Origin of the sequence: Coprococcus sp. BIOML-A2 (assembly GCF_009875795.1) — a bacterium.
GTDB lineage: Bacteria > Bacillota > Clostridia > Lachnospirales > Lachnospiraceae > Coprococcus > Coprococcus aceti.
In genome coordinates this window covers 266,569-291,980 of record NZ_WWSI01000002.1, presented here as the reverse complement: position 1 = coordinate 291,980, position 25,412 = coordinate 266,569, and the positions used below count along the sequence as shown (strand labels likewise).

The 25,412-nt window shown below is 46.5% G+C and carries 27 protein-coding genes; 6 read left to right on the top strand and 21 right to left on the bottom strand.

Features of this window, described 5'->3' with window-relative positions:
- Positions 1-36: 36 nt before the first annotated feature.
- The gene (locus GT575_RS05635) at positions 37-357 is read right to left on the bottom strand and encodes a helix-turn-helix domain-containing protein (protein ID WP_008117812.1); all 321 of its coding nucleotides are present in this window, start codon (positions 355-357) and stop codon (positions 37-39) included.
- 393 nt (positions 358-750) lie between these two features.
- Here GT575_RS05635 and GT575_RS05630 point away from each other — a divergent pair, with 393 nt between their 5' ends.
- The 6 genes from GT575_RS05630 (at position 751) to GT575_RS05605 (ending at position 6,083) form a co-directional block, all read left to right on the top strand.
- The gene (locus GT575_RS05630) at positions 751-1,134 is read left to right on the top strand and encodes a helix-turn-helix domain-containing protein (RefSeq protein ID WP_155177381.1); all 384 of its coding nucleotides are present in this window, start codon (positions 751-753) and stop codon (positions 1,132-1,134) included.
- Positions 1,135-1,266: 132 nt separating this feature from the next.
- Positions 1,267-3,144, top strand: coding sequence for a recombinase family protein (locus GT575_RS05625; protein WP_155177379.1), 1,878 nt, complete (start codon positions 1,267-1,269; stop codon positions 3,142-3,144).
- Positions 3,122-3,823 (top strand): integrase, encoded by a 702-nt coding sequence (locus GT575_RS05620; RefSeq protein ID WP_118524422.1) that lies wholly within the window; start codon positions 3,122-3,124, stop codon positions 3,821-3,823. Before GT575_RS05625 ends, GT575_RS05620 begins: the two co-directional genes overlap by 23 nt.
- On the top strand, positions 3,783-4,175 hold the full coding sequence (locus GT575_RS05615) for a hypothetical protein (RefSeq protein ID WP_242859121.1): 393 nt from the start codon (positions 3,783-3,785) through the stop codon (positions 4,173-4,175). Before GT575_RS05620 ends, GT575_RS05615 begins: the two co-directional genes overlap by 41 nt.
- The gene (locus GT575_RS05610) at positions 4,172-5,188 is read left to right on the top strand and encodes a hypothetical protein (protein WP_155177377.1); all 1,017 of its coding nucleotides are present in this window, start codon (positions 4,172-4,174) and stop codon (positions 5,186-5,188) included. The genes GT575_RS05615 and GT575_RS05610 overlap by 4 nt, the downstream gene beginning before the upstream one ends.
- Entirely contained in the window at positions 5,145-6,083 is a 939-nt protein-coding gene (locus tag GT575_RS05605; RefSeq protein WP_155177375.1) for a DUF6551 family protein, read from the top strand. Before GT575_RS05610 ends, GT575_RS05605 begins: the two co-directional genes overlap by 44 nt.
- 1 nt (position 6,084) lies before the next feature.
- Here GT575_RS05605 and GT575_RS05600 read toward each other — a convergent pair whose 3' ends face one another.
- The 20 genes from GT575_RS05600 to GT575_RS05505 form a co-directional block, all read right to left on the bottom strand.
- Positions 6,085-7,479, bottom strand: coding sequence for a recombinase family protein (locus GT575_RS05600; protein ID WP_155177373.1), 1,395 nt, complete (start codon positions 7,477-7,479; stop codon positions 6,085-6,087).
- Positions 7,421-8,929 carry a recombinase family protein gene (locus tag GT575_RS05595; RefSeq protein ID WP_155177371.1) on the bottom strand — a complete coding sequence of 503 codons (1,509 nt, stop codon included), beginning with the start codon at positions 8,927-8,929 and terminating at the stop codon, positions 7,421-7,423. Before GT575_RS05595 ends, GT575_RS05600 begins: the two co-directional genes overlap by 59 nt.
- A gap of 151 nt (positions 8,930-9,080) precedes the next feature.
- On the bottom strand, positions 9,081-10,031 hold the full coding sequence (locus GT575_RS15090) for a GH25 family lysozyme (RefSeq protein WP_155177368.1): 951 nt from the start codon (positions 10,029-10,031) through the stop codon (positions 9,081-9,083).
- A gap of 41 nt (positions 10,032-10,072) precedes the next feature.
- On the bottom strand, positions 10,073-10,498 hold the full coding sequence (locus GT575_RS05585; protein ID WP_055272635.1) for a phage holin family protein: 426 nt from the start codon (positions 10,496-10,498) through the stop codon (positions 10,073-10,075).
- Positions 10,499-10,576: 78 nt separating this feature from the next.
- Positions 10,577-11,971 (bottom strand): hypothetical protein, encoded by a 1,395-nt coding sequence (locus GT575_RS05580; RefSeq protein ID WP_155177365.1) that lies wholly within the window; start codon positions 11,969-11,971, stop codon positions 10,577-10,579.
- Positions 11,937-13,055, bottom strand: a complete 1,119-nt coding sequence (locus GT575_RS05575) for a hypothetical protein (RefSeq protein WP_155177363.1) — start codon at positions 13,053-13,055, stop codon at positions 11,937-11,939. The genes GT575_RS05580 and GT575_RS05575 overlap by 35 nt, the downstream gene beginning before the upstream one ends.
- A complete protein-coding gene (locus tag GT575_RS05570; RefSeq protein ID WP_155177361.1) occupies positions 13,052-15,235 on the bottom strand; it encodes a hypothetical protein in 2,184 nt (727 codons plus the stop codon). Before GT575_RS05570 ends, GT575_RS05575 begins: the two co-directional genes overlap by 4 nt.
- Before the next feature lie 12 nt (positions 15,236-15,247).
- Complete coding sequence (locus GT575_RS05565) at positions 15,248-15,610, bottom strand: hypothetical protein (RefSeq protein ID WP_055272629.1); 363 nt, start codon at positions 15,608-15,610, stop codon at positions 15,248-15,250.
- A gap of 2 nt (positions 15,611-15,612) precedes the next feature.
- Entirely contained in the window at positions 15,613-18,540 is a 2,928-nt protein-coding gene (locus GT575_RS05560) for a phage tail tape measure protein (protein WP_055272626.1), read from the bottom strand.
- A gap of 160 nt (positions 18,541-18,700) precedes the next feature.
- Positions 18,701-19,153, bottom strand: a complete 453-nt coding sequence (locus GT575_RS05555) for a VOC family protein (protein WP_055272624.1) — start codon at positions 19,151-19,153, stop codon at positions 18,701-18,703.
- 262 nt (positions 19,154-19,415) lie between these two features.
- A complete protein-coding gene (locus GT575_RS05550; protein WP_055272622.1) occupies positions 19,416-19,793 on the bottom strand; it encodes a hypothetical protein in 378 nt (125 codons plus the stop codon).
- Positions 19,794-19,806: 13 nt separating this feature from the next.
- A complete protein-coding gene (locus GT575_RS05545) occupies positions 19,807-20,418 on the bottom strand; it encodes a major tail protein (RefSeq protein ID WP_008117781.1) in 612 nt (203 codons plus the stop codon).
- 3 nt (positions 20,419-20,421) lie between these two features.
- On the bottom strand, positions 20,422-20,739 hold the full coding sequence (locus GT575_RS05540; RefSeq protein WP_055272620.1) for a hypothetical protein: 318 nt from the start codon (positions 20,737-20,739) through the stop codon (positions 20,422-20,424).
- The gene (locus tag GT575_RS05535; RefSeq protein WP_055272618.1) at positions 20,736-21,119 is read right to left on the bottom strand and encodes an HK97 gp10 family phage protein; all 384 of its coding nucleotides are present in this window, start codon (positions 21,117-21,119) and stop codon (positions 20,736-20,738) included. The genes GT575_RS05540 and GT575_RS05535 overlap by 4 nt, the downstream gene beginning before the upstream one ends.
- Positions 21,120-21,123: 4 nt before the next feature.
- Positions 21,124-21,453: a phage head closure protein gene (locus GT575_RS05530; RefSeq protein WP_155176135.1), complete on the bottom strand. Its 330-nt coding sequence runs from the start codon at positions 21,451-21,453 to the stop codon at positions 21,124-21,126.
- Positions 21,453-21,728, bottom strand: a complete 276-nt coding sequence (locus GT575_RS05525; RefSeq protein ID WP_055272613.1) for a head-tail connector protein — start codon at positions 21,726-21,728, stop codon at positions 21,453-21,455. Before GT575_RS05525 ends, GT575_RS05530 begins: the two co-directional genes overlap by 1 nt.
- 10 nt (positions 21,729-21,738) lie before the next feature.
- Complete coding sequence (locus GT575_RS05520) at positions 21,739-22,947, bottom strand: phage major capsid protein (protein WP_008117772.1); 1,209 nt, start codon at positions 22,945-22,947, stop codon at positions 21,739-21,741.
- 13 nt (positions 22,948-22,960) lie between these two features.
- Complete coding sequence (locus GT575_RS05515; protein WP_155176137.1) at positions 22,961-23,770, bottom strand: head maturation protease, ClpP-related; 810 nt, start codon at positions 23,768-23,770, stop codon at positions 22,961-22,963.
- Complete coding sequence (locus GT575_RS05510; protein WP_155176139.1) at positions 23,767-25,065, bottom strand: phage portal protein; 1,299 nt, start codon at positions 25,063-25,065, stop codon at positions 23,767-23,769. The genes GT575_RS05515 and GT575_RS05510 overlap by 4 nt, the downstream gene beginning before the upstream one ends.
- Positions 25,066-25,124: 59 nt before the next feature.
- Positions 25,125-25,403, bottom strand: coding sequence for a hypothetical protein (locus GT575_RS05505; RefSeq protein ID WP_008117767.1), 279 nt, complete (start codon positions 25,401-25,403; stop codon positions 25,125-25,127).
- Positions 25,404-25,412 lie beyond the last annotated feature (9 nt).

Sequence of the window (25,412 nt, the reverse complement as noted above, 5' to 3'; positions counted from 1 at the left end):
GCCAGTCTTGTCAGATACAATCAAACTGCTTCCCCCTTACTTCTTCAGCGTCCTTACGAAGTTCATCAGTATTCTGCGTTCATCCGCATTTAAGTCATCCCATATCTCCAATAATTCACCTTGCTCATCCGTCAGGTCTGGCCGCATACCATCTCCGGCAAAGAACTGTGCGATTGAAATTCCGAATGCATCACAGATCCTTTCCAGGGTCGGTACTGTAGGTATGCTCTTCTTATTCATTATATTTGCCAACGCTGTCTGCGACATATCCGTGAGCTGTGCAAGTCTGTATTTGGAGACTTTATGCTTGCTGCATAATTCTTTTACCCTCTTTGGTATGTACTCCTCTGTACGCAAGTAAATTACACCTCTCTTCTATCTGTACGATATACATATTGTAACCGTTACGCAGAAGAATTATTAGAACCATATCTCTTTCGTAATTTACTCTAGTGTAGTGGAGTATCTGGGTAAAAAAATATGAACGGCAGATTTATGCAGTTCAGTTTTGTATCATGACAGAACCTTGATTTACCTTGTTTCCATCATTCTTATATCGTCTTGTTCCAGTTATAAGCATACCATCTGCATCAGTATCCTTCAATAAAAATCGTTCGACATATTTCGCACTTTCCCATCCCCCATGTTTTTCTTCTACTCCATTGCGCTTTATTAAATTACACAACTTTTTTGCACTCATTGATAGATAATTTACCTTGCGTAAGAAAAAGAAAACAGGAGGTACAATCTATGAATCAGACGCAGATATCTGTCAACCACAGGCAGATAGGATACCGTATCAAGGAAGTAAGGGAGCAGAATCATATTTCACAGGCGCAGCTTGCGGAAATGACCGACCTTTCCGTCTCCTACATAAGCCACATTGAAAATGCAAAAAGAAAAGCAAGCCTGGAATCTGTTATCCGTATCGTGAATGCCCTCGGCATTACCGTGGATGAACTGCTTGCCGGAGTGCAGGTGAACAATCCGGCTGCATACCAGACAGACATCGATATGCTTATGGAGGACTGCTCGGAAAATGAGAAAAGATTCATCTATGAACTTATAAAGGCAAGCCTTGAAACCATGCACAAAAACGGCTGGGAGCTTGCTTCCAGTGACAGGCACAGATAAAGGCACACTATTTTCACACAAATAAATTTTCTTTGAAATAGACTATAGGGATATGGCTGTCCGTATAGTCTATTTTATTTCAGCATGAAAATTTTATAATAAAATCCAGCACAGAAATAAAGGTGGTAAGTCATGAACGAAAACGAGCAGAAAGCCGGCTCAGTTGCCGACCAGAAAAGTAAGATAAGGGAACGTTATAAAGGTATCAACCCGGATGAGCTTGACGTGATCCCTGCCCTTCCGCAGGAAGATATATTTGCAGTGGAAAATGAACAGCGTGTTGCCGTATATGCAAGGGTGTCAACGGATGATCCGAGACAGACATCCTCATATGAACTGCAGAAGAACCATTACCATGATGTCATCAGTAAGAGTCCGAACTGGAAACTGGTGCAGATCTATGCGGATGAAGGCATCTCCGGCACTTCACTCCAGCACCGCGATCAGTTTAAACTGATGATCGAAGACTGCAAAAAAGGTCAGATAGATCTTATCGTGACCAAGAGTGTATCACGTTTTGCCAGGAATGTGGTGGACTGCATCGGCTATGTCAGGGAGCTTCTCGCACTCCCCCATCCTGTCGGTGTTTTCTTTGAAACAGAAAGGCTCAACACCTTTGACCCCAAAAGTGAGATGGTGCTTTCCTTCATGGCCACACTTGCACAGGAAGAAAGCCATACCAAGAGTGAGATCATGAATGCATCCATTGAGATGCGTTTCCGCAGGGGGATTTTCCTTACACCGATACTCCTCGGGTATGACCATGATGAAGACGGAAACCTTATCATTAATGAAGGGGAAGCAAAGATCGTAAAACTCATATTTATGATGTACTTAAACGGATGCACCTGTCAGGAGATTGCCGATACCCTGACGGAACTCGGCTGCGAGACCAAAAAGGGGAACACCGTATGGTCTCCCGGTTCCATCCTTCAGATACTGCAGAATGAAAGACACTGCGGTGATGTCCTTGCACATAAGACCTACACTCCGAACTACCTCAACCACAAATCAAAGAAGAATATGCAGAACCGTCCCCAGTACCGGAAGCGCGACCATCACGAAGCCATCGTATCAAGGGATGACTTTATTGCGGTCCAGAGACTGATCAGCAATGCCAAGTATGGGAACAAAGGGATCCTTCCGCAGCTGAAGGTCATTCCGGGAGGTGTCCTGAAAGGGTTTGTATCCATCAACCCCAGATGGGCGGGATTTAAGGAAACGGATTACATGAATGCATCTTCCAGTGTTTATGACGGCACGGAACAGTCCGGCCCGTCTTCCGGTCATGTGGAAGTAAAATCCGGTGAATTTGACCTGCGTGGATATGAGATCGCACGCTCACAGTTTTTTGACAGCACGGACCGTATAACCGTTACCTTCAGCCAGGGAGATATCCGATTTTCCGCTCCTGCCGTCCGCAAACTTGACAGCACGCTTGTGGAACTGCTCATACATCCAAAGAAACTGGTCTTTGCCGTAAGGAATGCGGGGAAAGACTGCCGGAATGCCATGCAGTGGTCTAAAAAGAAAGACGGCAAAAACTCTCCACGTGAGATCAGCGGGACTGCATTTCTTCCCACGCTCTATTCCCTCCTCGGCTGGAACGATGACTGCCGTTACCGCATCACGGGGGTAAAACGTGGCAGCGGGAATGATGCCGTACTGCTCTTCAACCTTTCCGAACCGGAGATATTCATCCCCAATGACATGGTCGGTGCACCGGATGCGGATCCGGCCGTAAAACCCTTTACGGACAACCAGCAGAGAAATGTCCGAGCCTATCCGCCTGACTGGGCAGACACATTCGGGAGCAATTATTACAGCCACGCACAGGCAGAGGAACTTGCCGGATTCACCGGACGTAAAGACCCGGATACCTCCCATGCCCCGGTAACATACAACGACACTGATATACAGGTCACCAGTAAAAATGACATCGAAAAGAATATTAAACAGATCATGTCAGATATGAAGGAGAACGCAGATGAACATACAGACAAACGATGAAAAGAATACCATTCCCGTGACCGAGGATGATGCTTTCAGCTATGACGGGTATCAGGTCGTCCGAGGCGAGTTCTTTGCCCATACCTATGAACCGTCCTTTACTTTTAATTCCAGCAAGGTATCCGTAAACACCGCCTGCATAAAAAAGCTCCCGGATACGGATTTCGTGCAGATACTCGTAAACCCGGATGAAAAGAAACTGGCGGTGCGTCCATGCCAGGAGGATGAGAAAGATTCCTTCCGGTGGTGTTCCGCAACGGCAAAACGCTCTCCTAGACAGATCACCTGCCGTATCTTTTTTGCCAAGGTCGTGTCGCTTATGGGATGGAATTCATCCTACCGCTATAAACTGCTTGGGAAGCTGATACGGTCAGACAATGAACTGCTCTTTGTCTTTGACCTCACCACGCCTGAGATCTTCGTGCGTGAGGAGAAGGAAGACGGAAAGATAAAAGCGTCCCGCACGCCAAGCTATCCGGAAGAATGGCAGAACCAGTTCGGTGTGCCTGTCGAGGAACACCAGAGCAGTTTACAGGTCAACATGTTTGACGGTTATGCGGTGTTCGGCATCTCCGAAAACAACACCGCTGAACCGGAAGAAGAAACAACAGAACATCCAGAAAAGGAGGAACAGCATTATGAACAGAGAAACCTCTTTGAAGCCGGTCCTATGCATTGACTTAAAGAAAAACAGGATACGCATACACAAGCTCACGCTCCATATGCTCGGTGACCCGGAGTATATCCAGCTGCTTGTAAACCCACAGGACAGCATGATTGCTATAAGGAAAAGTGTGCGTAAGGATTACCTTGCCCACCGTGTACGCTACAGTAAAGCCGACAGCCGTTACTGTTACGAATTATACAGTACGGAACTTTTACAGGCATTACGGCATACGGGCATATATCTGGAGGATAACCGCAGCTACCGTATCTACGGTGCACTGAATCCAAAAGAATGCCTTGCCAGCTTTTCCATGAATGAATGCGTGCTTGTAGATGATATGACCCGAACGGAGGAATCAGTATGAACAACAGACCAGTCCCGGAACTTCAGACGAATTCGGAATTTGATGAGCTGATACAGCCAAGGGAAGAAAAGTACCTGGAACAACTCGAAGAAAACATCTTTGACCACGGATGCCTGGAGCCTGTATGTGTATGGAACGGTATCATACTTGACGGCCGTCTGCGGTATAAGATCTGTACGAAATGGGATATCCATTTCAACATCCGGTGCATCACGTTTGAAAGCCGTGATAAGGCAGTCTCTTTTATCTGCCATGAACAGCTCAAACGTACAGACCTTACCGGGGAATACAAAAAATACCTGATAGGCAGACTGTTCCGTGCGGACATGAATACTGCCAGTGATGAATTCATGAAAAAACATCCTGACACGGAACTGAATGCAGACGGACAGGTGTCACAGAAATATGTCCATAAGACAGATATTGCCACCATCATAGGCAATGAATTTAATTTTGGTTTTTCCACCGTGACAAAATATGATATTTATGCCCGTGCGGTCGATGACCTGAAACGGAAAAGCCCGGAAATCGCAGAAAAGATATTAAACGGGAAACTCCGTGTATCCCATGAAAATATCATAGAACTCTCCCGTCTTCCCATTGAGGATATCAACGGACTGAAAAGGCTCTTGGACAGCGGATCTATAGACCGCATCGGATACTCCCAGCTCCGGCACGAACTCAGATGGCAGAGGCTTCCCACCGGAAAACCGGACTCAAGAAGGATAAAACGGGAAAAGGAAAGTGCCGAAGCCGGAATTAAGCAGATGCCCGCCACTGACCCGGATGCAGAACTCGAAAGCCTTAAATTTACGATACCTTCATGGTCAAAGACCATATCAAGGACCATGGAACTTACAGATTTTCCTTCCACCTCAGTTAATGCAAGGCGTGAAGTGAAGATGCAGCTGTTAAACCTAACAAGAAAAATAACCAGACTGCTTTCGCAGCTTGAGGAGGATGATCCAGATGACAGAAGAACAGACAGCCGGACAAACGCCACAGGCCATTGACCTGATGCAGTTCGTCCCAAAAGTACACTTTGAACAGATCCCTATCAGGAATCTCGTATCCAACCAGGAATACCAGCGCAACCTCTCACAGCACCATGTCCAGCGTGCTGCCGCCAACTTTGACCTGTACCAGATAAATCCCGTAAAGGTCAGCCGGAGGAACGGCATCAACTATGTATTCAACGGGCAGCACACCATTGAGATCGTTGCCCTCGTTTCAGGATCCAGGGAGACACCCGTGTGGTGCATGGTATACGATGACCTCGGATATGAACATGAAGCGGATATCTTTGCAAACCAGATGAAATATGTAAAGCCCCTGCTGCCTTATGAGATATTCATGGCAAACATAGAGGCCGGCAATGACAAACAGCTCATCATCCGTGACCTGGTGGAATCCTATGACCTTACCATCGCATCCACCACGACCCCAGGCGGTATCTGTGCTGTCGCAACCCTGGAAAACATCCACGACAAATACGGCTACCATATGCTCGACCATGTCATCCGTCTCATTGCAGCCACATGGGAAGGGGCATCCCAGTCCTTCAGCGCAAACATGATGAACGGACTGGCACGTTTCCTTAATGCTTATGGTGATGCCATAAAAGATGATGTATTTAAGGAAAAGCTCGGAAGGATATCCATCAAGGAACTCGCCCGCACTGCAAAGGACAGGCGTTCCGGCTCACTCGGATTTGCGGAAGCCATACTGATATACTACAACAAAAAAAGCCGGAATCCGCTTACCTGGGATAAACTTTATACTCATAAACTTCCGCATAAAAAGGACATGGAAGAAGAACCGTCCGACATTCCTGAGCCTGGGGATGCGGACGGTGAAAGCAGCCAGATGGAGCTGTTTGGACTTCATAACAGCGGGGTTTCCGGGTGATTTACACGGAAACCTTTACCCTGCTGCCTTCCAGAAAGAAGAACTCATATTTTTTCGCACCAAGCACCGTCACTTCGCAGAGGACAAGCTGTGCGATCTCCGGGACGAATCTGGTAAGCGGTTCATTTCCCACGGCTTCCATCATCTGCCCCGCCCTGATCTTTTCAAGCGGTGTCCCGTCCGACTTCATCTGCTGCCATCTTTCCATATGCTTATCCCTGTCCGTGACCAGTCTGTTGAATGCTTTTACAAATCCCTTTTCCAGGTCTGCATTATCCACATAGGCATTCGTGCATGCCACTTTCCCGTCTTTCCTGTGGTTCTTGCACTGCCACTGTACGATTCCCCTTGAGCTCCATGAATGTCTTGTGAACAGGCTTTTGCATTCCCCGCAGAACACCTTCTCACAGAACGGCATACAGTCCGCACCGTAACTGTACCTGTCCGTGCCGTGCGATTCCATGAACTTTTCCCTGCGGTCGAATTCTTCCTGTACCGCATTCCATGTCTGCTTATCTATGATCCCCTTATGGCTGTCCTTTACATAGACCTGTGCGATCTCACCGTTATTTCTGACCTGTCTCTTGGTAAGGAAGTCTGCCGTATAGGTCTTCTGCAGAAGTGCATCACCCATGTGCTTTTCCTGTTTTAGAATCCCTGTGACCGTGCTTGGATACCATTTTGTCTGCCCCAGACATCCCGGAACTTTCTCTTCCGTCAGTTCCTTTGCAATCTGTGCCGGATTGATTCCGATAAGGAAGTCCCTGTATATCCTTCTCACTGTCTTTGCCTGTTCCTTATTGATGACAAGCTTCCCGTTCTCATCCTTATCGTATCCGAGGAACTTGAATGTGTTGAGATGCATCTCACCGTTCTTGAATTTCGTGCGGATGCCCCATTTACAGTTTTCTGAAATGTTTCTCGATTCATCCTGTGCAAGGGAGCTTAAGATGGTGAACAGAAGCTCTCCCGTGGAATCCAGCGTGTTGATGTTTTCCTTCTCAAATATGATGCCGATCCCCAAGTTCTTTAATTTTCTGGAATATGCCAGGCAGTCCTGCGTGTTCCTTGCAAAACGACTGATGGATTTTGTTATGACAAGGTCTATCTTACCGTCCTCGCAGTCTGCGATCATCTTTTTGAACTGTTCCCTTTTCTTTGTATTCGTACCGGAAATTCCCTCATCTGCATAAATGCCGGCCATTTCATAATTCTCATGCTCGTTGATATATTTTGTATAATACTCGACCTGTGCCTCAAAACTATGGAGCTGGTCTTCCTGATCCGTTGACACACGGCAGTAGGCTGCCACCCTTATCTTCTTTTCCTGTACCGCCTTATGCCCTGTCCGCACCTTTTGGCTTCTTGCTGGTATAACTGTAACGCTTCTTGCCATTCTTATCATCCTTTCTCTGAATATAAATATCTTTTTTGATTTCTCCCCATCCCTTTATAATGGTATCCGGAACCCTTGTCCCATCACAGAAGTCTTTCCCCTTCCGCTTTCTCCCGTTGCATACCCATATGACCTTATGGTTTTTGGTGTTTACATGCCTCACGAGTCTGCTTCCGCATAATCCGCAGAAGATCTTCTCCCTGTACGGATACTCTGTTTCCGTATTTTCAGGAATCGGCTCCGGCTCTTTCTTCTTATGCCTTCTTTTCCATGAAGCTTCTTTCAGATAGGTAAATTCCTTTTTTCCCTTATCTGTCTGTTTTTCCCCTATATACATATTTTCATCAAAATGCCATGCCCCTCGCAAGACTCCGTCCGGAATGTTTATCCCCTCGCAGAAAGACTTCCCATACCGCTTTGTACCGCTGCATCCCCAGTTCAGCCTGTTGCCGTTACTGTAGATCCTTTTGTAAAGCGGGTGTCCGCATCTGGCACAATAGATCCTGTTCATGTATGGATAATTTTCTTCCGTGAATTCTTCGATCACTGAGCCTTCCGCAAGATAATCCCGCTTTGCTTCCAGTGCGTCCTGTGCTCTCTGCCAGAGTTTTGGGGAAACAATGGCTTCATGGTCATCCTCGATGTACCAGGCATCTACTTCTCCCCTGTTTCTGACCAGTTTTCTTTCTTCATTTACAAAATACTTATGCATGATATAATCGCCTTTATAGATTTCATTTTCCAAAATACGAAGCACCGTGCTATCAAGCCATTTTGCACCACCCACCGTTTTTACATTATTTTCGTTCAGGTAGCGCTTAATAGCTGCAAGAGTATATCCCTGTGCTGCCATATCATAGATTTTTCTTACCCATACCGCTTCCTCTTCATCTGCAATATAGACTCCCCGCTCATCCTTCTTAAATCCGAAAGACCGCTCAAGGTACTGCACGGGAATCCCTGCCTCGTACTTTCTCTGGTACACCATCTTTGCACCAACGCTTCCGCTCTCGCTTTCTGCCTGTGCAAATGCAGCAAGGATCGTAAGCATAAGCTCGCCTTCCCCTGACAGGGTATTGATATTCTGGAGTTCAAAAAAAACACCAACATTCAGTTCTTTCAGCTTTCGTGTAGCTTCCAGAACGATTGAGGTGTTTCTTGCGAACCGTGATACGGATTTTGTTAATATAAGGTCTATTTTTCCCTTACGGGCATCTGCTAACATCTTCTGCAGACCGGGACGTTTTTCCTTGAATCCTGATATGGCAAAGTCACTGTAAACTCCGGCATACTCGTAATCAGGATTACTGGTAATGACTTCTTTATAATGCCTGATCTGGTTTTCCAATGAATTTTCCTGTTCATCCGCATCCGTTGAGACACGGCAGTAGGCGCATACCTTAAGTTTTTGCTTCTGTCTGCTGTTTCCTTCCCTTATCTGAATCTCCAAATTCTGCCACTCCTTTCTCTTTGGGTAGTCTATATATCACTCTGAAAGCCAATAATAGCAAGTACAATCTGCGATACCTTTCACCTTTCTTTCCTTGGCATAAATGGAAAAAAATACGGCTGACAGCCATTACTGACCATCAGCCATATCCTTATTTCAGGAGTTCATTAACCCTTTTCTGTACTGCGGAATAATCATATCCGGCAGAAGTGATCCTTTTCTTTCTGTCAGAACCATTTCCCCAGTCACCATGAATAACTTCCCTTGCGATCTCATCCACGGATTTCCTGGATGGGGAAAGTTTCTTATTCACGATACTCTGGACTGCAGAATAGTCATACCCCGCCTGTGAGAGCAGTTTCTGTCTTTCCGCACCATTCCCCCACTTTCCGGCAATCACCTCGGATGCGATCTCCTCATTGGACTTCTTCACCGGAGCGGGTGTACTGCTTCCCTTGGCATAACCGTTCAGCCCGGCTGCCTTGATCTTTGCAGGGAAATCCACATAGCAGTAATCCTGATCACAGGACTGCCCATTGATCTTGTTGCTCCGGATAAGGTTTGTCTCCCCTCCGAACTGCCAGATCTGTGTCTCTGCACCGCTTGCCGGGGCCGGCTTGCTCTTACCCCATCTTGCAACCCAGTGGCTGTAGCGGATAAGCTCCCCGTCATTCATCTCGCTGTTGAAGAATGACTCGGACGAATAGATGCCGACCCAGTATCCGGCAGCTTCTACTGCAGAACAGAATGCCTTTACGATCTGTGTCAGTGTATTTCTGTCATTCTTGGTGATCATGCTGCCTTCCACATCATAAAAGACAGGATACTCATATCTCTTTCCCTTAAGCAGTGAAAGGAAGTATTCTGCCTCCTTCTTGGCATCTGCCACGCTTCTGGCATTTCCATAGAAATATGCGCCCTTTGGAAGTCCGCATTCCTCACATTTCTTATAGTTTGATTCAAACTGGCTATCCTTATAAAGTCCGGCATCAGCACCTCCGGCTTTGATGACTGCGAACTCCACGCCTTCCTTGCTCTTAGCCCTTGCAAAGTCAAAACTGCCCTGCCAGTGGCTTACATCGATTCCAAATTTCTGACTCATAATATGATCCTCCAATTCTCTGTAATAAAAGAGGGAAGGAGCTACCCTTCCCCGTTGTCTTTGTCTTCTTCTGACCTGTCATGAAGCTGTTCCAGCACGGCTTTGATCTTTGCCGGAACCGGAAGTCCCAGATGGGATGCATTCTCCAAAAGGGAGATTCCTTCATTTGAGATGTAGAAGAAAATGGCTGCCGTCCTTAAAACGCTCCCCGTTCCGATGACATATACATCAAGAATGTTTGCAATGCCGACCATAAGGAAAATCAGCACCTTACGGCAGATTCCCTTAAAACCAACTGCGCTGGACAGCTTCTGGTCACTGATTGCACACATAACTCCCGTGATGTAGTCGATGACCACAAATGCGAGCAGTGCAAAGAGCAGGCCGTCACATCCTCCCAGAAAGTATCCAAGCCATCCTCCGACTGCCGTGAATACAAACTGTACTGCGTTCCAGAATTCCTTCATTGTCTTGTCCTCCTTTGATTTTTTGTATGAAAAAAGCAGCTACCCGCAATGGATAACTGCCTGATTCCAAAAAGTATTTTATTGTTCCTGTAAAATATAAGTGATCTTCATTGTCTTATCTGCCGTCTTTGTAATTGGGGCATCAAGGTTATTGATGGTTGCCAGATAATTACACATCATGTACCACCCGGACGTTGACCATGTGCCATAATCACAAAAATAGATGAGTGGTTCATTTCTTACAGGAGTCACGCTCATCGTATAACTGGAATTAAACAATGTCTGTGTCTCCGGTGGCATGATCTCATCCGTTGCCAGATTCGCAATCAGAAGCTGTTCATAACTGTATTCGTAATAAACCCGTCCGTTAATCACGAACTTCGGCACGCCATTGATGTTGGTCACATTGGTCCGCTTCAGCTTTACAACATTTGCCGGATTCGTGATCTGGATTTTATACACATCATACGGGGCATCATATCCCCTCAGCAGAAGATAGCCTTCGGTAACGAACATTCCCCAGTTCCCTTCCGTCCTGAGATATTTATCCGTGGTGTTTGCTATTTCATACTGCTTGATTTTCCAAGTGTCCACTTTTATTTCCGTTATAAGAAACTTGCCCTCTGGGGCAGTCCTGCTGTTGCTGCTCGTGCAGATATACAGACAATCATTTGACGGATCATAATTATATGACCAGTAGCCAATCTGCAGTTCCGAAGACAGTTCTGCCAGTTCGATTTCTTCGATAAGCGGTTTCGTGGTGTAAATATTATCAAGAATAGATACCGTCTTTAAAAATGCACGTCTTTTTGTGATGTGGATATGGTTCTTATCTGCCACCTTGAAATAATACACACAGTCCTTTGCCCTATCGATTAGGAATATCAGCTCTGTTTTTCCAATCGTCATACCGGAATATCTGCTGCTCGTGCTTGCCCCTGTCCTGTCAGGGTACACATACTGAAGATTGTCTTCTGCAATGGACTGCATCAGTAAATTATCCCTGATTGGACTGGTATTTTTACTGCCGTATGATGTAAGTCCACCATTTTTATGTGTAAGACAGATGCTGGCAATCGTGCCGTTCGCCTGACTGGTTGCAAAATCATATACATATTTCACATACCTGTCTTTCAGATTTACTTCCGATTCTGTCTGGTTGAATCCGCCACGGAAGGTATTCTTTGTGTTGTTCTGCATTCCATGTGAAGCACAGCCGACAAGGTTTGCATCTGCCGGGGGATAATATTCATCCGCATTCTCCGGTATCTCCCTGTCGAAGCACAGGATGCCTCCGAGCAGTTTTTCATAATACGGCACGAATTCATTCAAAAACCTGTTCGGTCTCTTGGAAAGTCCAAGCGGTTTCAGGATGTCCCTTAGTGCATTGGTGACCATATTGCTGTTCTGGTAGGTTTCCACCTCACCTGTGTTTACATCAGTAAGTTCTATTCTTGTTGTTCCCTTGAGCATCGTCATCATCTCCATTTCTATAATTCATGATAAAGGATGTAAGCGTTGCATCGCCCGCAAGCCAGAAACGGAAGGTTATCGTCTTTGCTTCCAGCAGTCCGGCATACAATTCATCCAGCTCCATTGTGAGAAAATCCGCCATCGGGGTTTCACCCGTAAAGGTCTCCCCGTCATAACTGTACTGTACCGTGATCTCTCCCTCATATTCTGCATTCAGTGCCTTGATTCCAAGAACCGTGCCGTCCGAAAGATCCGCCGTGCATTCAATATACTGTTTTGGCGGTGTTCCCGTAATCACGGCATTCAGCGGAAATGCCCTGCTGTCACTCCAGCTTAATACGGAAGGAAGCGTCAGCCCTTTTATCAGATCCCACTCCGGCATCTTTGCAAATCCATGTTTCTTAAACAAAAGTGCATTGACCTCTGTTTCTTCCAGTCCGACAAGTACATCTGCTGTTTCTGACAGCTCCTCATTTATGATCTGGTTCTCCACCGTATACAGTTTTCCGTCCCCGTCTTTTATCAGGAGTTTAAACGGGACCAACAGGTCAATCGGTGTGTATTTCACTTCAAAGGTCTTACTGTCCGCATAATACTGGAAAGTAATATCCGGGGAAGCTGTATCGGGCTTTGTGAAAGTATAGTTCTTGTCTGCACTAAAACCGAAACCTCCATCATAACACTGGACAGGAACAGAAATCATATGAAGGGAAATATCTCCCGTGTCCCAGAACAGAAGGTCATACTTTAACTGGTAGTCCGCCCCGGATGCATTGTAATGCGACCATCCTTCCCACCGTATTTTCAGAAAACGGTAATAACTGTATAAAGTCCCTTCTTCCCTGTAAAGCGATCTCATTCTGGTATCACGGTTATCCACTTTAAGGTGCGTAGCATCACTGCCGATTCCCCAGTAAGAATCACCGTGTGCATAAATGTACGGCACGGCTTTTCCGAGGAACGTGAAAAAATCCGCACCACTCACGGCAAGCGTACCGCCATCATAGCTGTTGCTGTCCTGTAACAGACAGGTCATATTGGTGACACCGGCCGAAAAAATATCATTTATATTGTCATAATTCATAGTGTAAATTCCACTCCTTTCACTCCGTCAAAGCCGGATATATCAACCGTTGTCCTTTCCAAGAAACCTTCATCCACTTCATCCGTCACGGCTTCCTGTGTCTGTTCAGTTACTGCTTTCAGTTCAAAGAACCCGTTTTCAACGGTAATGGTATCCGGGAACTTAACGGAAGTCTCTGCCGCGGTAATCACATACTGCGGACGGACTGCTGCGGTATAACCATTGACTTCCACCCCGTCCACCTTTGTGAAGTATGAAATATCGATCACGAGGTCTTCTGCATATCCGTGGTCGAGGGATTTCGGCCCTGACTTCTGTACATACCGTTTCCGCAGCATGAACCGTTCTTCCGTATTGACCGTGACATATCCGTTATAATTTGGATTTCCCCGCACGCTTGTAAGTACAAAGGTTCGGAGGATCTCCGTGATCCATGCACGGTCCGTAAATGCATCTGCTTCATAGTTCTGGTCTGTGATTGGAATATTCCCGATTGTCTGTGTCAGTCCCTGTGTCTTTTTGGAAGGGAATGTTACGGATGCCGTATCCTTAAACACATCAGCCACAAACGGTACATCCGTAATGCTGATATTTCCAATATTCTCATTGATATTGATGCGTCCGTTCCAGTCTCCCAGTCCTGCTGCGAGTCCCTGACCGCTGATGGTTGCCCTAATCTGCGCCTCACCAATCTTAGCACTCCCGGATGATATCTTCAGATACATGGAAAATGTATTGGAGCTGTTCTCTATGACTTTCGATATCGGAAAAAACAATGTCACGACATGCTTCCCATACAGACAGGTCTTGACCGGCATGAATGTATCTATGGTTTCATTATTTATCTTATAAACAATGGACAGCTCCGGCAGTTCCATTTCTGCTGCCACGCCTTCTTCCGGCTCTCCCCCGGTATCCGGCTTTACCACCTCCAGAAGCATTTCACACTGGAATGCTGCCGTGGTTTCTTCCGTTGCAGTAAAGTCAATATCCATCACATTCATAAGGGACTGCCCAATTTCAAACGGGGCAACATTGACAAAACTGTAAATTATGGTCTTTCCGCTTTCCACGGAATTGATAAGACCTGTAATATTCTTATCATTCTTGCTCTTGGCAGATGCAAGCCTCGGATTCTTCCCGACACATTTCAGTGTCATTTTCCCGTTGATCTTACATTCGATGCTCGTAATGCAGCTTATCTTTGTTTCATCTGCATGTCCGCCTGAAAACTTCAGGATGTCCCCGACTTCCAGTGCCGGATTCCCGATGGTGGAACTGTCAAACGGTACATAATTTATCTTCTGCAGTGCTGTGAGTATCTCACGCAGTATCTTCTCCCTTACGGATTTCAGTCCGAACTGCAGTAACGGATTGATGCCGAGGTTCATGGTAAGGGCATCGTCTTTTTCCATTGCAATGTATTCTGCCGTCTGGCTGATCTGGTTTGTGGATGATACTGCCGTGTATCTTGTAACAAAGTCAGAGTAACTGCTGTCAAACCTCTCCTTCTGCTCCACGTTCCATACGGATTCATTCCCGTACCGCTTAAGGACAAGTTTTCCGTATCGGTCTATCTGGCAGAAACAGCCAAGCACCTGTGCCACATAAAAGACCATGTCACGGAAGGTCTCTATATCATTATCCGAATATATACCGAGCGTGGTCTTACCGTTCGGAAAGGCACTGATCTCCGCAACCGTCTGTGCCATTTCCACCTTGCATGCATCACACGCGGCTTTTAAGAACTGGTATGGCGTTCCGCTTGAGGATTCCAGTTTCAGGGACTTCTCAAAACGGAGCATATGGTCATAGCCTTTCAGTTCCAGTGTCCGCACCTTCCTGTTGGCTTCGGAAACTTCATAGATTCCCATCGGTATGGACTCCGTTGTCCCGTCCAGAAGTGTCAGACGGTAATAAAGCCGTACCTCGGCATCTTCCAGAGTGTAACGGTCGATCTCCGAAAACAGGCTGATTCCCATTTCTGCTGCATACACTGTTCCGAGTTCTATCTCCGTGTTACTGCAGCACTGCCATTTTATGTAGCCGGAACCCTTCACGATATCCTTTGCCGTGAATTCATGTACCTTTCCGGCTTTTGTCGTGATCGAACCGTACCACTCATATTTTCTTGTATTCTGCCTTACGGCATTTTTGAATTTCTCTGATACTTCGATCACAGCATCTGCCTCCTACATTTCTTTCAGGGTAAAGGATACCGTCCACAGTCCCTTATAGGATGTGTCCTTTTTAAGTGCTGCCTTAAATCCCGTGATATACATTTCTGCATCTTTCAGTTCCAGTGTTTCCGTGTCAAAATATTTCACTGCGATCTTCGGCATCTTGGAATATGCCGTCAGCAGTTTAAGCCACTTCGGAGACACGGAAAAAGAGACGGAAATACCAGCCACTCCCGTCCTTACTATATCCCTCTGTGTGGTTCCCGCCTCTGTTTCACCACCGGAGTCCGCCTCGACATCTGACAGTCCGATATCGTAGGAATCCGGCAGAGGCAGAGGCTTCTCATTAAAAACAAGATATTGTATATATGCCATTTTTATCTGCCCCCGCTTCTTAAGTTCGCCCTCTGCTGTGCCGAAACAATAACCTCATCAAGTATCGTACCACCAAGGTACACAGGAATGACAATGTCACCGCTGTCCGGTTTGATATTCTCGATTGCAGAAGTAATTGCAGAAAGCATCCCGGAAATGCCTTCCGGCTGTGCTGCCGTTCCTGTTCCCGTCATGCTTTCCATGCTGCTGACCTTCGGACTGACTACCATATCGGAAGATACACCGCTTACCGCCTTTTGGATCATGCCCCGGCTCTTTTCGATACCCTTGGCAAGACCTCCCATAAAGTCAGGCATCCATGATTCATAATCCGTCAGCGGGCCTTCATCCGGCACGGAGAAGTGAAGGAATGACTTGATCTTGTCTGCCACACCCTTAACGGCATCCCCGACTGCACCGATACAGCTCTTGATTCCGTTTACGATTCCCATGACCAGATCCTTGCCCCAGGTAAATGCCTGTGAAGCAAGCCCCGTGATATGGTTTTTCACATTAGAAAAACCTGTCTTTACTGCATTCAGGACATTTCCCATCGCACCTTTCACCGCATTTACGATTCCATTGAATACGGATGTGACCGCACCCTTGATTGCACCAAGCACCGTTGAAACGGTCGACCTGATGGTATTCCATATGGTGGTGATCGTACTCTTAATCGTATTCATGATGGTGGTAATGGAGTTCTTGACCGCAGTAAAATCCCCTGTAATCAGTCCCTTGATCCCGCTTACCACGGCACTGATGATGGTCTTGATGGCATTCCATACCGTGGAAAAAATCGTCTTTATTGCATTCAGTACAGTAATAATGACTGTTTTTATCGTATTCCATACCGTTGTAATGACAGTCTGGATAATCGTCAGGACTGTCTGAATAATCGTTTTGTAGATATTGAAATACGTTGTCACCAGTGTTTTTATCACATTAAAAACTGTAGTAAATACACCCTTGATGGCTTCCCAGATGGTCGTGATGACCGTCTTTATCACATTGAAAACCGTCTGGATGATGGTCTTATACAGATTGAAATAAGTCGTTACCAGGGTCTTGATCACTTCAAACACGGTCGAGAAGATAGTCTTGATGGCTTCCCACACCTGTGAGAAGAATTCCTTGATTGCATTCCATACCGTAATTGCAACCTGTTTTACGTTCTCCCAGAGGTCGATCCAGAACTGGCGAAACCCGTCACAGTTATTCCAGAGATAAATAAAAGCAGCCACAAGAGCTGCAATGGCTGCGATAATAAGTACGATTGGATTTGCGAGCATCGTTGTATTCAGTGCTGCAAAAGCCCCCTTCACCGTATTGATGACTCCGGCAATCTTCGGTACAACCGTCATGATCGTACCGACTGCGGATATGACCTTTCCAATCACGATAAGCACGGGACCAAGTGCTGCCGCCAGAAGAGCTATCGTAACGACCGTCTTCTTCGTACCCTCACTCAGTCCATTCAACCAGTCCACAAATTTCTGCACCCATCCCACGATCTGTTTGATGGCCGGCATCAGAAGTTCCCCAAAAGATATCGCCAGACCTTCCAATGCGGATTTTAAGATAGTGATCTGTCCCTGTAAGTTATCAAGCTGTGTATCTGCCATCTGCTGTGCAGCACCACCGCTTTCCGTGATGGATTTCTGTAAGCTGTCCCATGTGCTTCCTGTATTGGCAAGCAGTGCATTTACAGAAGACAGATCCGTCTTGTTAAAAATCGTGCCGATGATGTTGGACTTCTCCGCTGATGTCATTCCGTCCATGCTCTTATTCAGATCACCAAGGATATCATTCATTGACCGCATGTTTCCTTCGGAATCATATACGGAAATGCCCAGTGCTTCCATCTGGGCGGCTGCTTTATCCGTAGGATTCTGCAGTGACAGGATAATGTTACGAAGATGCGTACCGCCTTCTGCCCCCTTGATACCATTATTGGCAAGAATACCAAGTGCGGTATTGAGTTCTGCCGTACCGCCCTTGATGGATTTAGCTGTCGCACCAATGGTAAGGATTCCCTCGCCCAGCTGTGCAACCGATGTATTCGTGGTAGATGCGGTCTTTGCCATCTGGTCTACCATCGTTTCTGCCTCGTCCACGCCCATGCCAAGTGCAGACATTGCATCCGTTACCATATCAGAAGCATCCGCAAGGGCAATATCCCCGGCAGCTGCCAGGTTAAGTACGGTCGGCAGTGTATTACACATCTGCTCCGTGTCATATCCGGCAAGAGCCAGGTAATTTAATGCCTCGGCACACTCGGATGCAGAGAAGGCTGTTTCTGCCCCCATCTTCTTTGCCAGCTTGGAAAGGGTATCCATTGTATTTACGGACTGTCCGTTTACCTTAGACATGGAATCTTTTGTGATTCCCATAGTAGCCTGTACCTGTGACATAGAAGATTCAAAGTTTGCTGCCGTTGTTACGGATGCCGTACCAAGTGCAGTCACCCCGGCTGTTACTGGGAGGAGTTTCTGTCCGGCAGATGAAATGTTGTCACCGACCGTCTTAAATTTTTCGCCTGTTGCTGCAATCTTCTGTACTGCCGTAGCGGACTGGTTCGCCTGTGTTTCCAGATTCTTTAAGTCCTGCTCAGTTTCCACGATTTCCCTCTGAAGGGCATCGTACTGCTCCTTTGAGATCTCGCCATTGGCAAGTGCCGTATTTGCCTGTTCTGCTGCGGTCTTTAAGGTGGCCAGCTTCTCTTTTGTCTCACTGACCGCTTCCGCAAGCAGTTTATGCTTCTGTGCCAGAAGCTCCGTATTACCCGGATCAAGTTTCAGCAGCTTGTTCACATCCTTAAGCTGTGACTGGGTGGACTTGATCTGTCCGTTCACACCCTTCAGGGCGTTCTGCAGTTTGGTTGTATCACCACCGATTTCAACGGTAATACCCTGAATACGGCTTGCCATGCCTTTCACCTCCTCCTAAATGGGTACAAAAAAAGGAGCATCTCTGCTCCGTAACAAAAGAAAAACACCTGCCATTTCTGACAGATGTCCTATGTAATATTATGAATTTATTTAAGCCGCAAACTGGAAGTTGTCACTTTCCTGTACTTATAATTTTTCATCAAAGTGGTTGCATCATCTCAAGAATGATTCCATCCGGATCTCTGAAGTAAAAAGCTCTGCTTTCCCCAAATCCATCTGCCCTAAAGTCGAAATACTGCGGTTCAGACAAGCACTCCACATGATTTTCGGTAAGGGTTTTGTAAACAGAATCAATGTCATCCGTGTAAAAGCATACTTCTGAGATAGATGTCGTAAACAAGTCTGATTGTTCTTTATGGATTTTGCTGTCTACAAACTGAATCAATTCAATCGGTGGTGCTTCAAGAGCCTTCGAACCATTCAAATATGCAACCCTTGCTTTACATTTTTCCTTGCGGAACATTTTATCTGTCTCTTCGCCTTCCATAAAGATTTCACCCTGAAATTTAAGCCCAAGAATATCTCTGTAGAAAACAATCGAGCGATCCAAATCAGAAACGGTTAATCCAACGTGATAAATTCTTCCAACCATATATATTCCTCCTACAATTTCTTTATTTCATCAATTTGTAACTGAGAATGTCCCAGTCGTTTTCTGCTGATAAGTATAACAGAAAACGACTGTGTTCTCAATCAGAAACGGTCGAAGTCCTCTTGTGTTGCAAGCTCGGCATACTTATAGTCATCGTTCCGGCTCTCACTGTACATATCGTTGATGAGTCCTATTGACAGCATTTCAAGGTCTGCCATCGACAGTCCTAACTGTACGCATCGCAGCAGAAACAGGGGGGTTGTCATTTCACGCTCTGTTGGACGAAGTTTTTTTTAGCTTCTACATCCGTTTTTATATTCAGCCCCCAAAGCTCGATAAGCTGTGGCAGAACCTGATAAATTGAAAATGTATTGAAATTATCAAGCCACTCCTCTGGTGTATCCGGGATGGACGGGTCTGCATGCTTTGCCATAATAAAAGCAATATTCTCAAACATCTCAAGGGAAAACATATCAAGATTCGATGATTCTTCTTTTCCGTCACCGATGCTCTTTTCAAGTAATGCCAGGTCTTTATAAATATCCCTCTGGAATTTTAATCTGTAGATTCTTGGAATGGCTGCACTCGCCTTGAATGCAACCATCTGTCCGTCAATTTCTATATCTTTTCTGATACCCATGTCTTAGTCCTCCTTATGATACACTCTTGGTTGATTTTGCTGACTGCTGCTCTGCAGTGGAAGCTGCCGGAAGATACACGCTCTTATACCAGTTATTGTAAACAGTCTCAGTTGTGGAATCTCCCGTTTTTGCCTTGACATATCCGTCTGCCATAGGTCTTGCCTTGATGGTCAGTGTTTCCGTCTGCACTTCCTTATCTTCCTCATTCGTCTTGGACTCAATGGTCGGACGTGATGCGGAACAGTTATAAAGCACATGGCGGATCTTACGGATATCACCATCAAACTCAAACAAGAGTGCAAAACTGCCTGTCTCGGAATTTGCATTCTCCACAAGCACCTTATTGGCATCCTGCTCCTCTTTTAAGATATCTGTGCGGAATGATTCAGGGATCATTGCAAGTTCAAGGTCACCATCGTATCCCTGGTTGTTATTGATCACGTAATATTCAATGCCGTCCGCATAAAATGACTCCGGCTCTCCGGTCGGATCCATGCTGATGGATACCGCACCGGGCATCGGCACGGGTGTCCCAAAGCTGACCGTACCTTCCTCTGCAACCGTAATCGGTGCGTAATGCACATTGCAGATATTAAATTTGACTTTATTCTTTTTGTTTGCCATCTTCTATACCTCCATCTGATAAAGCACCTCATACAGATTTTCAGATTCGATCCATACTTCGCTTTTTTCATAAAAAATATCATGCCCGTCAAGCACGGCTTCTGTCTGCTGTTCCAGTTCTATATTTTTTATATCCGTGTAGATTTCTATGTTCAGACGGTCTGTCTTAAAATAGACTTTCCCGTCTGCAGAGAAATTATTGCTTCCCGGATACAGGAATACTGCAAAGGGCGGATCAGGGGATTCCCCTTCCGCAAAGTGATGATAGGCATATGGAAGTCCGATTTCTTCCATCACTGCCATGACTTCTTCATGCGTCACGAACGCAACCCCCTCTCTATCTTCTGCACCAGCTCCCTGTTTCCCTTTTCTTCAGCCGGGGCAATATGCTCCCTTCCGGCTACCCTGCCCCCGCCGCGTTTTGCATGGCCGTGTTCCAGGAGATGGGCTATCTGGTATCTGTCCTTAGAATGGACCGTCATGGTAAGGGAGTTGCTGCTCTCCGCTGTCTTTTTGATAGCCCAGCTCTTCTTATACCTTCCAGTCCGCTTCGGGGCATTTGCCTGTATATCCTTCTTCACGGTCTTGGATACATCCTTTACCGCATCCTTGACGGTATCCGTGGCAAGGTCTGCATATTCCTTCAGGCCATCCATGATCGCATCTGCCAGACCGTCAACGGTCGTTCTTCTCTCTGCCATCTCCTCACCTCTTTGCCAGGGCAGCCCTGATCTTCAATGTCTTATTCTTATACTGCACGTTGTCAACAAATGTAATATTATAAATATTCCCACGGAACAGGATGCGGAAATGCTCCGTGTCAATAGCGGACACCTCACTGCAGTAACGGATGACAAAATCAAGTTCCGTTTCCGCATTGACCTGTTTTGCTTCCCAGTACTCCTTCCCGGAAAGATTATTCACGTAGGAATAACATTTATAGTAGTCGCTCCATACAAGGGTATGGTTTCCTGCCCCATCCTTCTTCGTGCTGCTTTTCTGTATCATGATCCGTTCACGCATAAGTTCTATCATCAGAATATCTCCCTCCTGATTCCAAAAAACAGATACTTCAGTGTTTCCGTCATTGTCTTATGATCTGCTTCTTCCCGATGCTCATACAGGTAAGCAATAACATACAGTTCTGCAGTACGGACAACAGATTCATACTCTTTGAGTTCTTCCGGATGTTGTCTTGTCACATCTAAGATCAGGCGGTCGGATGTTTCCATCAGACGGAGGATGAGTTCATCCTCGTCTGACGAATCGACCCTGAGATACCCTTTGGCTTCCTCAAGCGTTACGAACATCCTGCCACCCCTACTTTCCGGCAGCCTTGATATCAAGTGTCTTGACTGCCTCGGAAAGGATCAGCTTGCCGTCCACGCGCTCTGAAGCAAGGAATCCGACCTGTCCGGTTGTGGCATAAAGCTCATTCAGTCTCTTGAAACTTCTGCCCTGGCGGTCTGCGATCCAGTAATAACTGTAATCACCGAATGCCATGACACGGTTTCCGGCTGCAAGTTCCGGCACATAGATGGATGTGCGGTAAGGACGGTTTAAGATCTTATCCGGCTCTCCTTCCCTTACGGACGGCTGCCAGATATAATTTCCGTTTCCGTCCTTCAGCTTTCTGATTGCCTTTACAGTCGAATCATTCAAAAGCCATACCGCCTTGTTACGGTAAGGGGCACGGAGGGAATAGTAAAGATCCATGACATCATCAAACGTAATGGATGTTCCGGTGGATGTCACGCCCGTCTCAGCACCGCCTGTTGCATTGAAGATTCCGGTAGGCTTTCCCTTGCCGTCACCGATAAAGAATGCCTCCTCTTCCTTTGTACCGATCCTTCTTCCGAACTCCCTTGAGATGTACTGCTCAATATTGAACACACTGTCATTTAAGAGTTCATCGGACACCTTGATCATGGTTGCCAGCTTAAAGGCACTGATGGTTGTCTGTCCGAAGCTGTCATCAGATTCCGGAAACTGACCTCCCTCATCGATCCATGCCGCCTCACCCTTGGATGTAACGATTGGGATCTTACGGTCACCGCTCGATGTCTTGATGACGGTTGCAAGGTTACGGAAGAATACCTCCTCTTCCAGTGCTTCCACCAGTTTCTTCTCGTACTCATCCGGTACAAGATAACCGCCCTCGGAATCCGTGCCGATGGTAAGGGCATTCTGTACTTCATAGGACAGCACCTTGTTTCTCATGCCGTTCCAGAACGCTTTTCTGTACTCATCAGTTGCCCTTCCGGTCTTTGTGTCACCGCCCGTCTTTGCATCCGGCTTGTTGGTGATCGGTGTGCTTGTTGCCTTGGAAAGTTCTGCATCGATGGCAGCCTGTCTTTCCAGTCTCTCGATCTCCTTTCCAAGATTCACGACATCGTTTTCCATCTTGTCATAGGTAGCTGCATCCTCAGCGGACACAAAGCCTTCCTGTGTTCTCTTTGCATCGAGGAATGCCTTTGCTGCTTCCCATGCCTTTGCTCTTTTTTCTCTTAATTCTAAAATCTTGCTCATCTTGAAATCCTCCTTAATGTGTTAAAAGACTCAGTCTTTTTTCTAACTGGCTGACTGGTATCATGGCATCCACACGGGATACCCTGGAAAGGAACGATTCATTCATCGCCTTGGTGGAATACATCATGGAATCCTGCTGGAACGGGAACTTCTTTTTCTTGTCCTTATCCTCGTCTTCCTTTTCTTTTCCTTCCTCTCCATCACTGCCTTCCTCCGGTTCTTTTTCCGGCTTTTCAGGCTTTTTCTTCTCTTCATCCGTCTCACCGGAAGAAAAGAGTATCTTATCCGCAAATCCAAGCTCCACTGCCTTCTTCGCATTGAACCAGGTCTCATCGTCCATCATGTGGGAGAGCCTTGCACGGGTAAGCCCCGTCTTGAATTCATAGGCATTTAAGATTGATTCCTTGACCTCATTCAACATGGCGATTGCTTTCTGCATATCCCTTGTCTCGCCCATTGCCATGGTCGCAGGATTGTGGATCATCATCATTGCAACAGGGGATACACAGACCGTGTCTCCTGCCATTGCGATCACGGATGCTGCCGAAGCTGCAATACCGTCTATCTTGACTGTCACGCTTCCCTTATAGTCACGGAGCATGTTGTAGATCTGTGCTGCCGCGAACACATCACCGCCCGGAGAATTGATCCACACCGTGATATTTCCGTTTCCGGCATTCAGTTCATCCTTGAAAAGCTGCGGTGTCACTTCATCCCCGTACCATGTTTCATCCGAGATCATGCCATTTAAAAAGAGCGTCCTTTCCATGTCAGGCACGCTCTCATCTTCATTCCTTATCCAGTTCCAAAACTTCCGCTTCATCGTTTACCTCTCTTTCCGCTGTTTTCCTGTGCCGGAGTGTTCTGCTGCCCCGTATCCGTCTTGGCAAAAGCTCCCGCATCTGCAAGTTTGGTCATTGCACCGTTTATCAGATACAGGTTTCCCCCTTCCTCATCCGGGATCGGGTTCATGTTTTCCATCTCACGGATATCATTGGCAGAAAACCATCCGTTCTGCCTTCCGACTGCATAGCCGTTCATCCTCGACTGGTAATCCCCACGGAGCAGACCATCCACATTCAGCTTGATAAAATACTTTCCTTTCTCTCCCGGCAGAAGGAGCGATCTCTGTAAGGACTGCTCCCATCTGATCACCCACGGATCAAGTGTGTATTTTACGAACTCCAAGGACTGCTGCTCGATATTGGAAAAGCTCGACTTATCAAGGTCACCGACCATATGTGGCGGTATCCTGTACAGTCTTGCAATCTCATTGATCTGGAATTTCCTTGTTTCAAGGAACTGTGCTTCTTCCGGCGGGATGCCTATCTGCTGGTACTTCATGCCTTCCTCAAGCACTGCGATCTTGTGTGCGTTACTCACGCCCCTGTACACAGAGTTCCAGGACTCCCTCACCTTTGACGGGTCTTTCAGGACCCCCGGATGCTCCAGGACACCGCCCGGATTTGCCCCGTTTGCAAAGAAACTCGCCCCGTATTCCTCACAGGCAAGCGTCATGCCGACAGCGTTCTTTGCCATCGCAATCGGGGAATATCCGATCAGTCCGTCAAACCCAAGTCCGGGGATATGAAGCACATCCTCGGCTTTCAGTTTGATATTTCCATATTCCTTGAACGTAGGGTTCTCATCACTGTTTCTGGAATACACATAATAGATGTTTCCTTTGTCATCCCTCTGCACCTCCATCTTGTCCGGAAGGAGCGGATACAGTCCAAGCACCCTTCCAGCCCCGTCCCTTATGATCTGGGCATAAGCATTTCCCCATATTAAAAGATGGCTCATCAGTGTTTCCCTGAACACAAATGAAGTCATCTCTGGGTTCGGCTCATCATGGAGCAGATAATATAGCGGATGGTCATGCACCAGCTTCTTGCCTCCGTCATCCTGGTACTCATATACATGAAGAGGTAAGGATGCGACTGCCTCCGCAAGGATTCTGACACAGGCATATACTGCTGTGGTCTGCATTGCCGTTCTTTCATTGACAGGCTTTCCGCTCGTTGTCCTTCCAAACAGAAACGAATATCCTGCATCTGCTGCCTTATCCACAGGCTTATCCCTTGCCTGTCCGAATCCGAATAAACTCTTAATTCCCATGTGACACCTCCTAAAAAATGGGTACAAAAAAAGCACCTCCGAAGAAGTGCCGTTCCTGATCATCTCTGATAATTGTTCAGTCGTGGGAACTCTTTCCCATTCCTGTAGTAATAATATTTTCTCAGTGCATTCTGCATTGGATTTTTCTTTGGGTTCTCAAGCGGTTTCAGTTTCATCAGCGAATCATACATAAGGTCATCATCCGCTACCACTGTTTCCAGATCAAGTCCGAGGATCTCCTCTGCTTTCAGTGCAAGGGACTTCCTTGTCTGCGCCCCGTGCTCACCGCTAAGTTTGGGGTCTTTTTCCATACTGTTCATAAAAAATTCTTCCTGCATACAAAATGC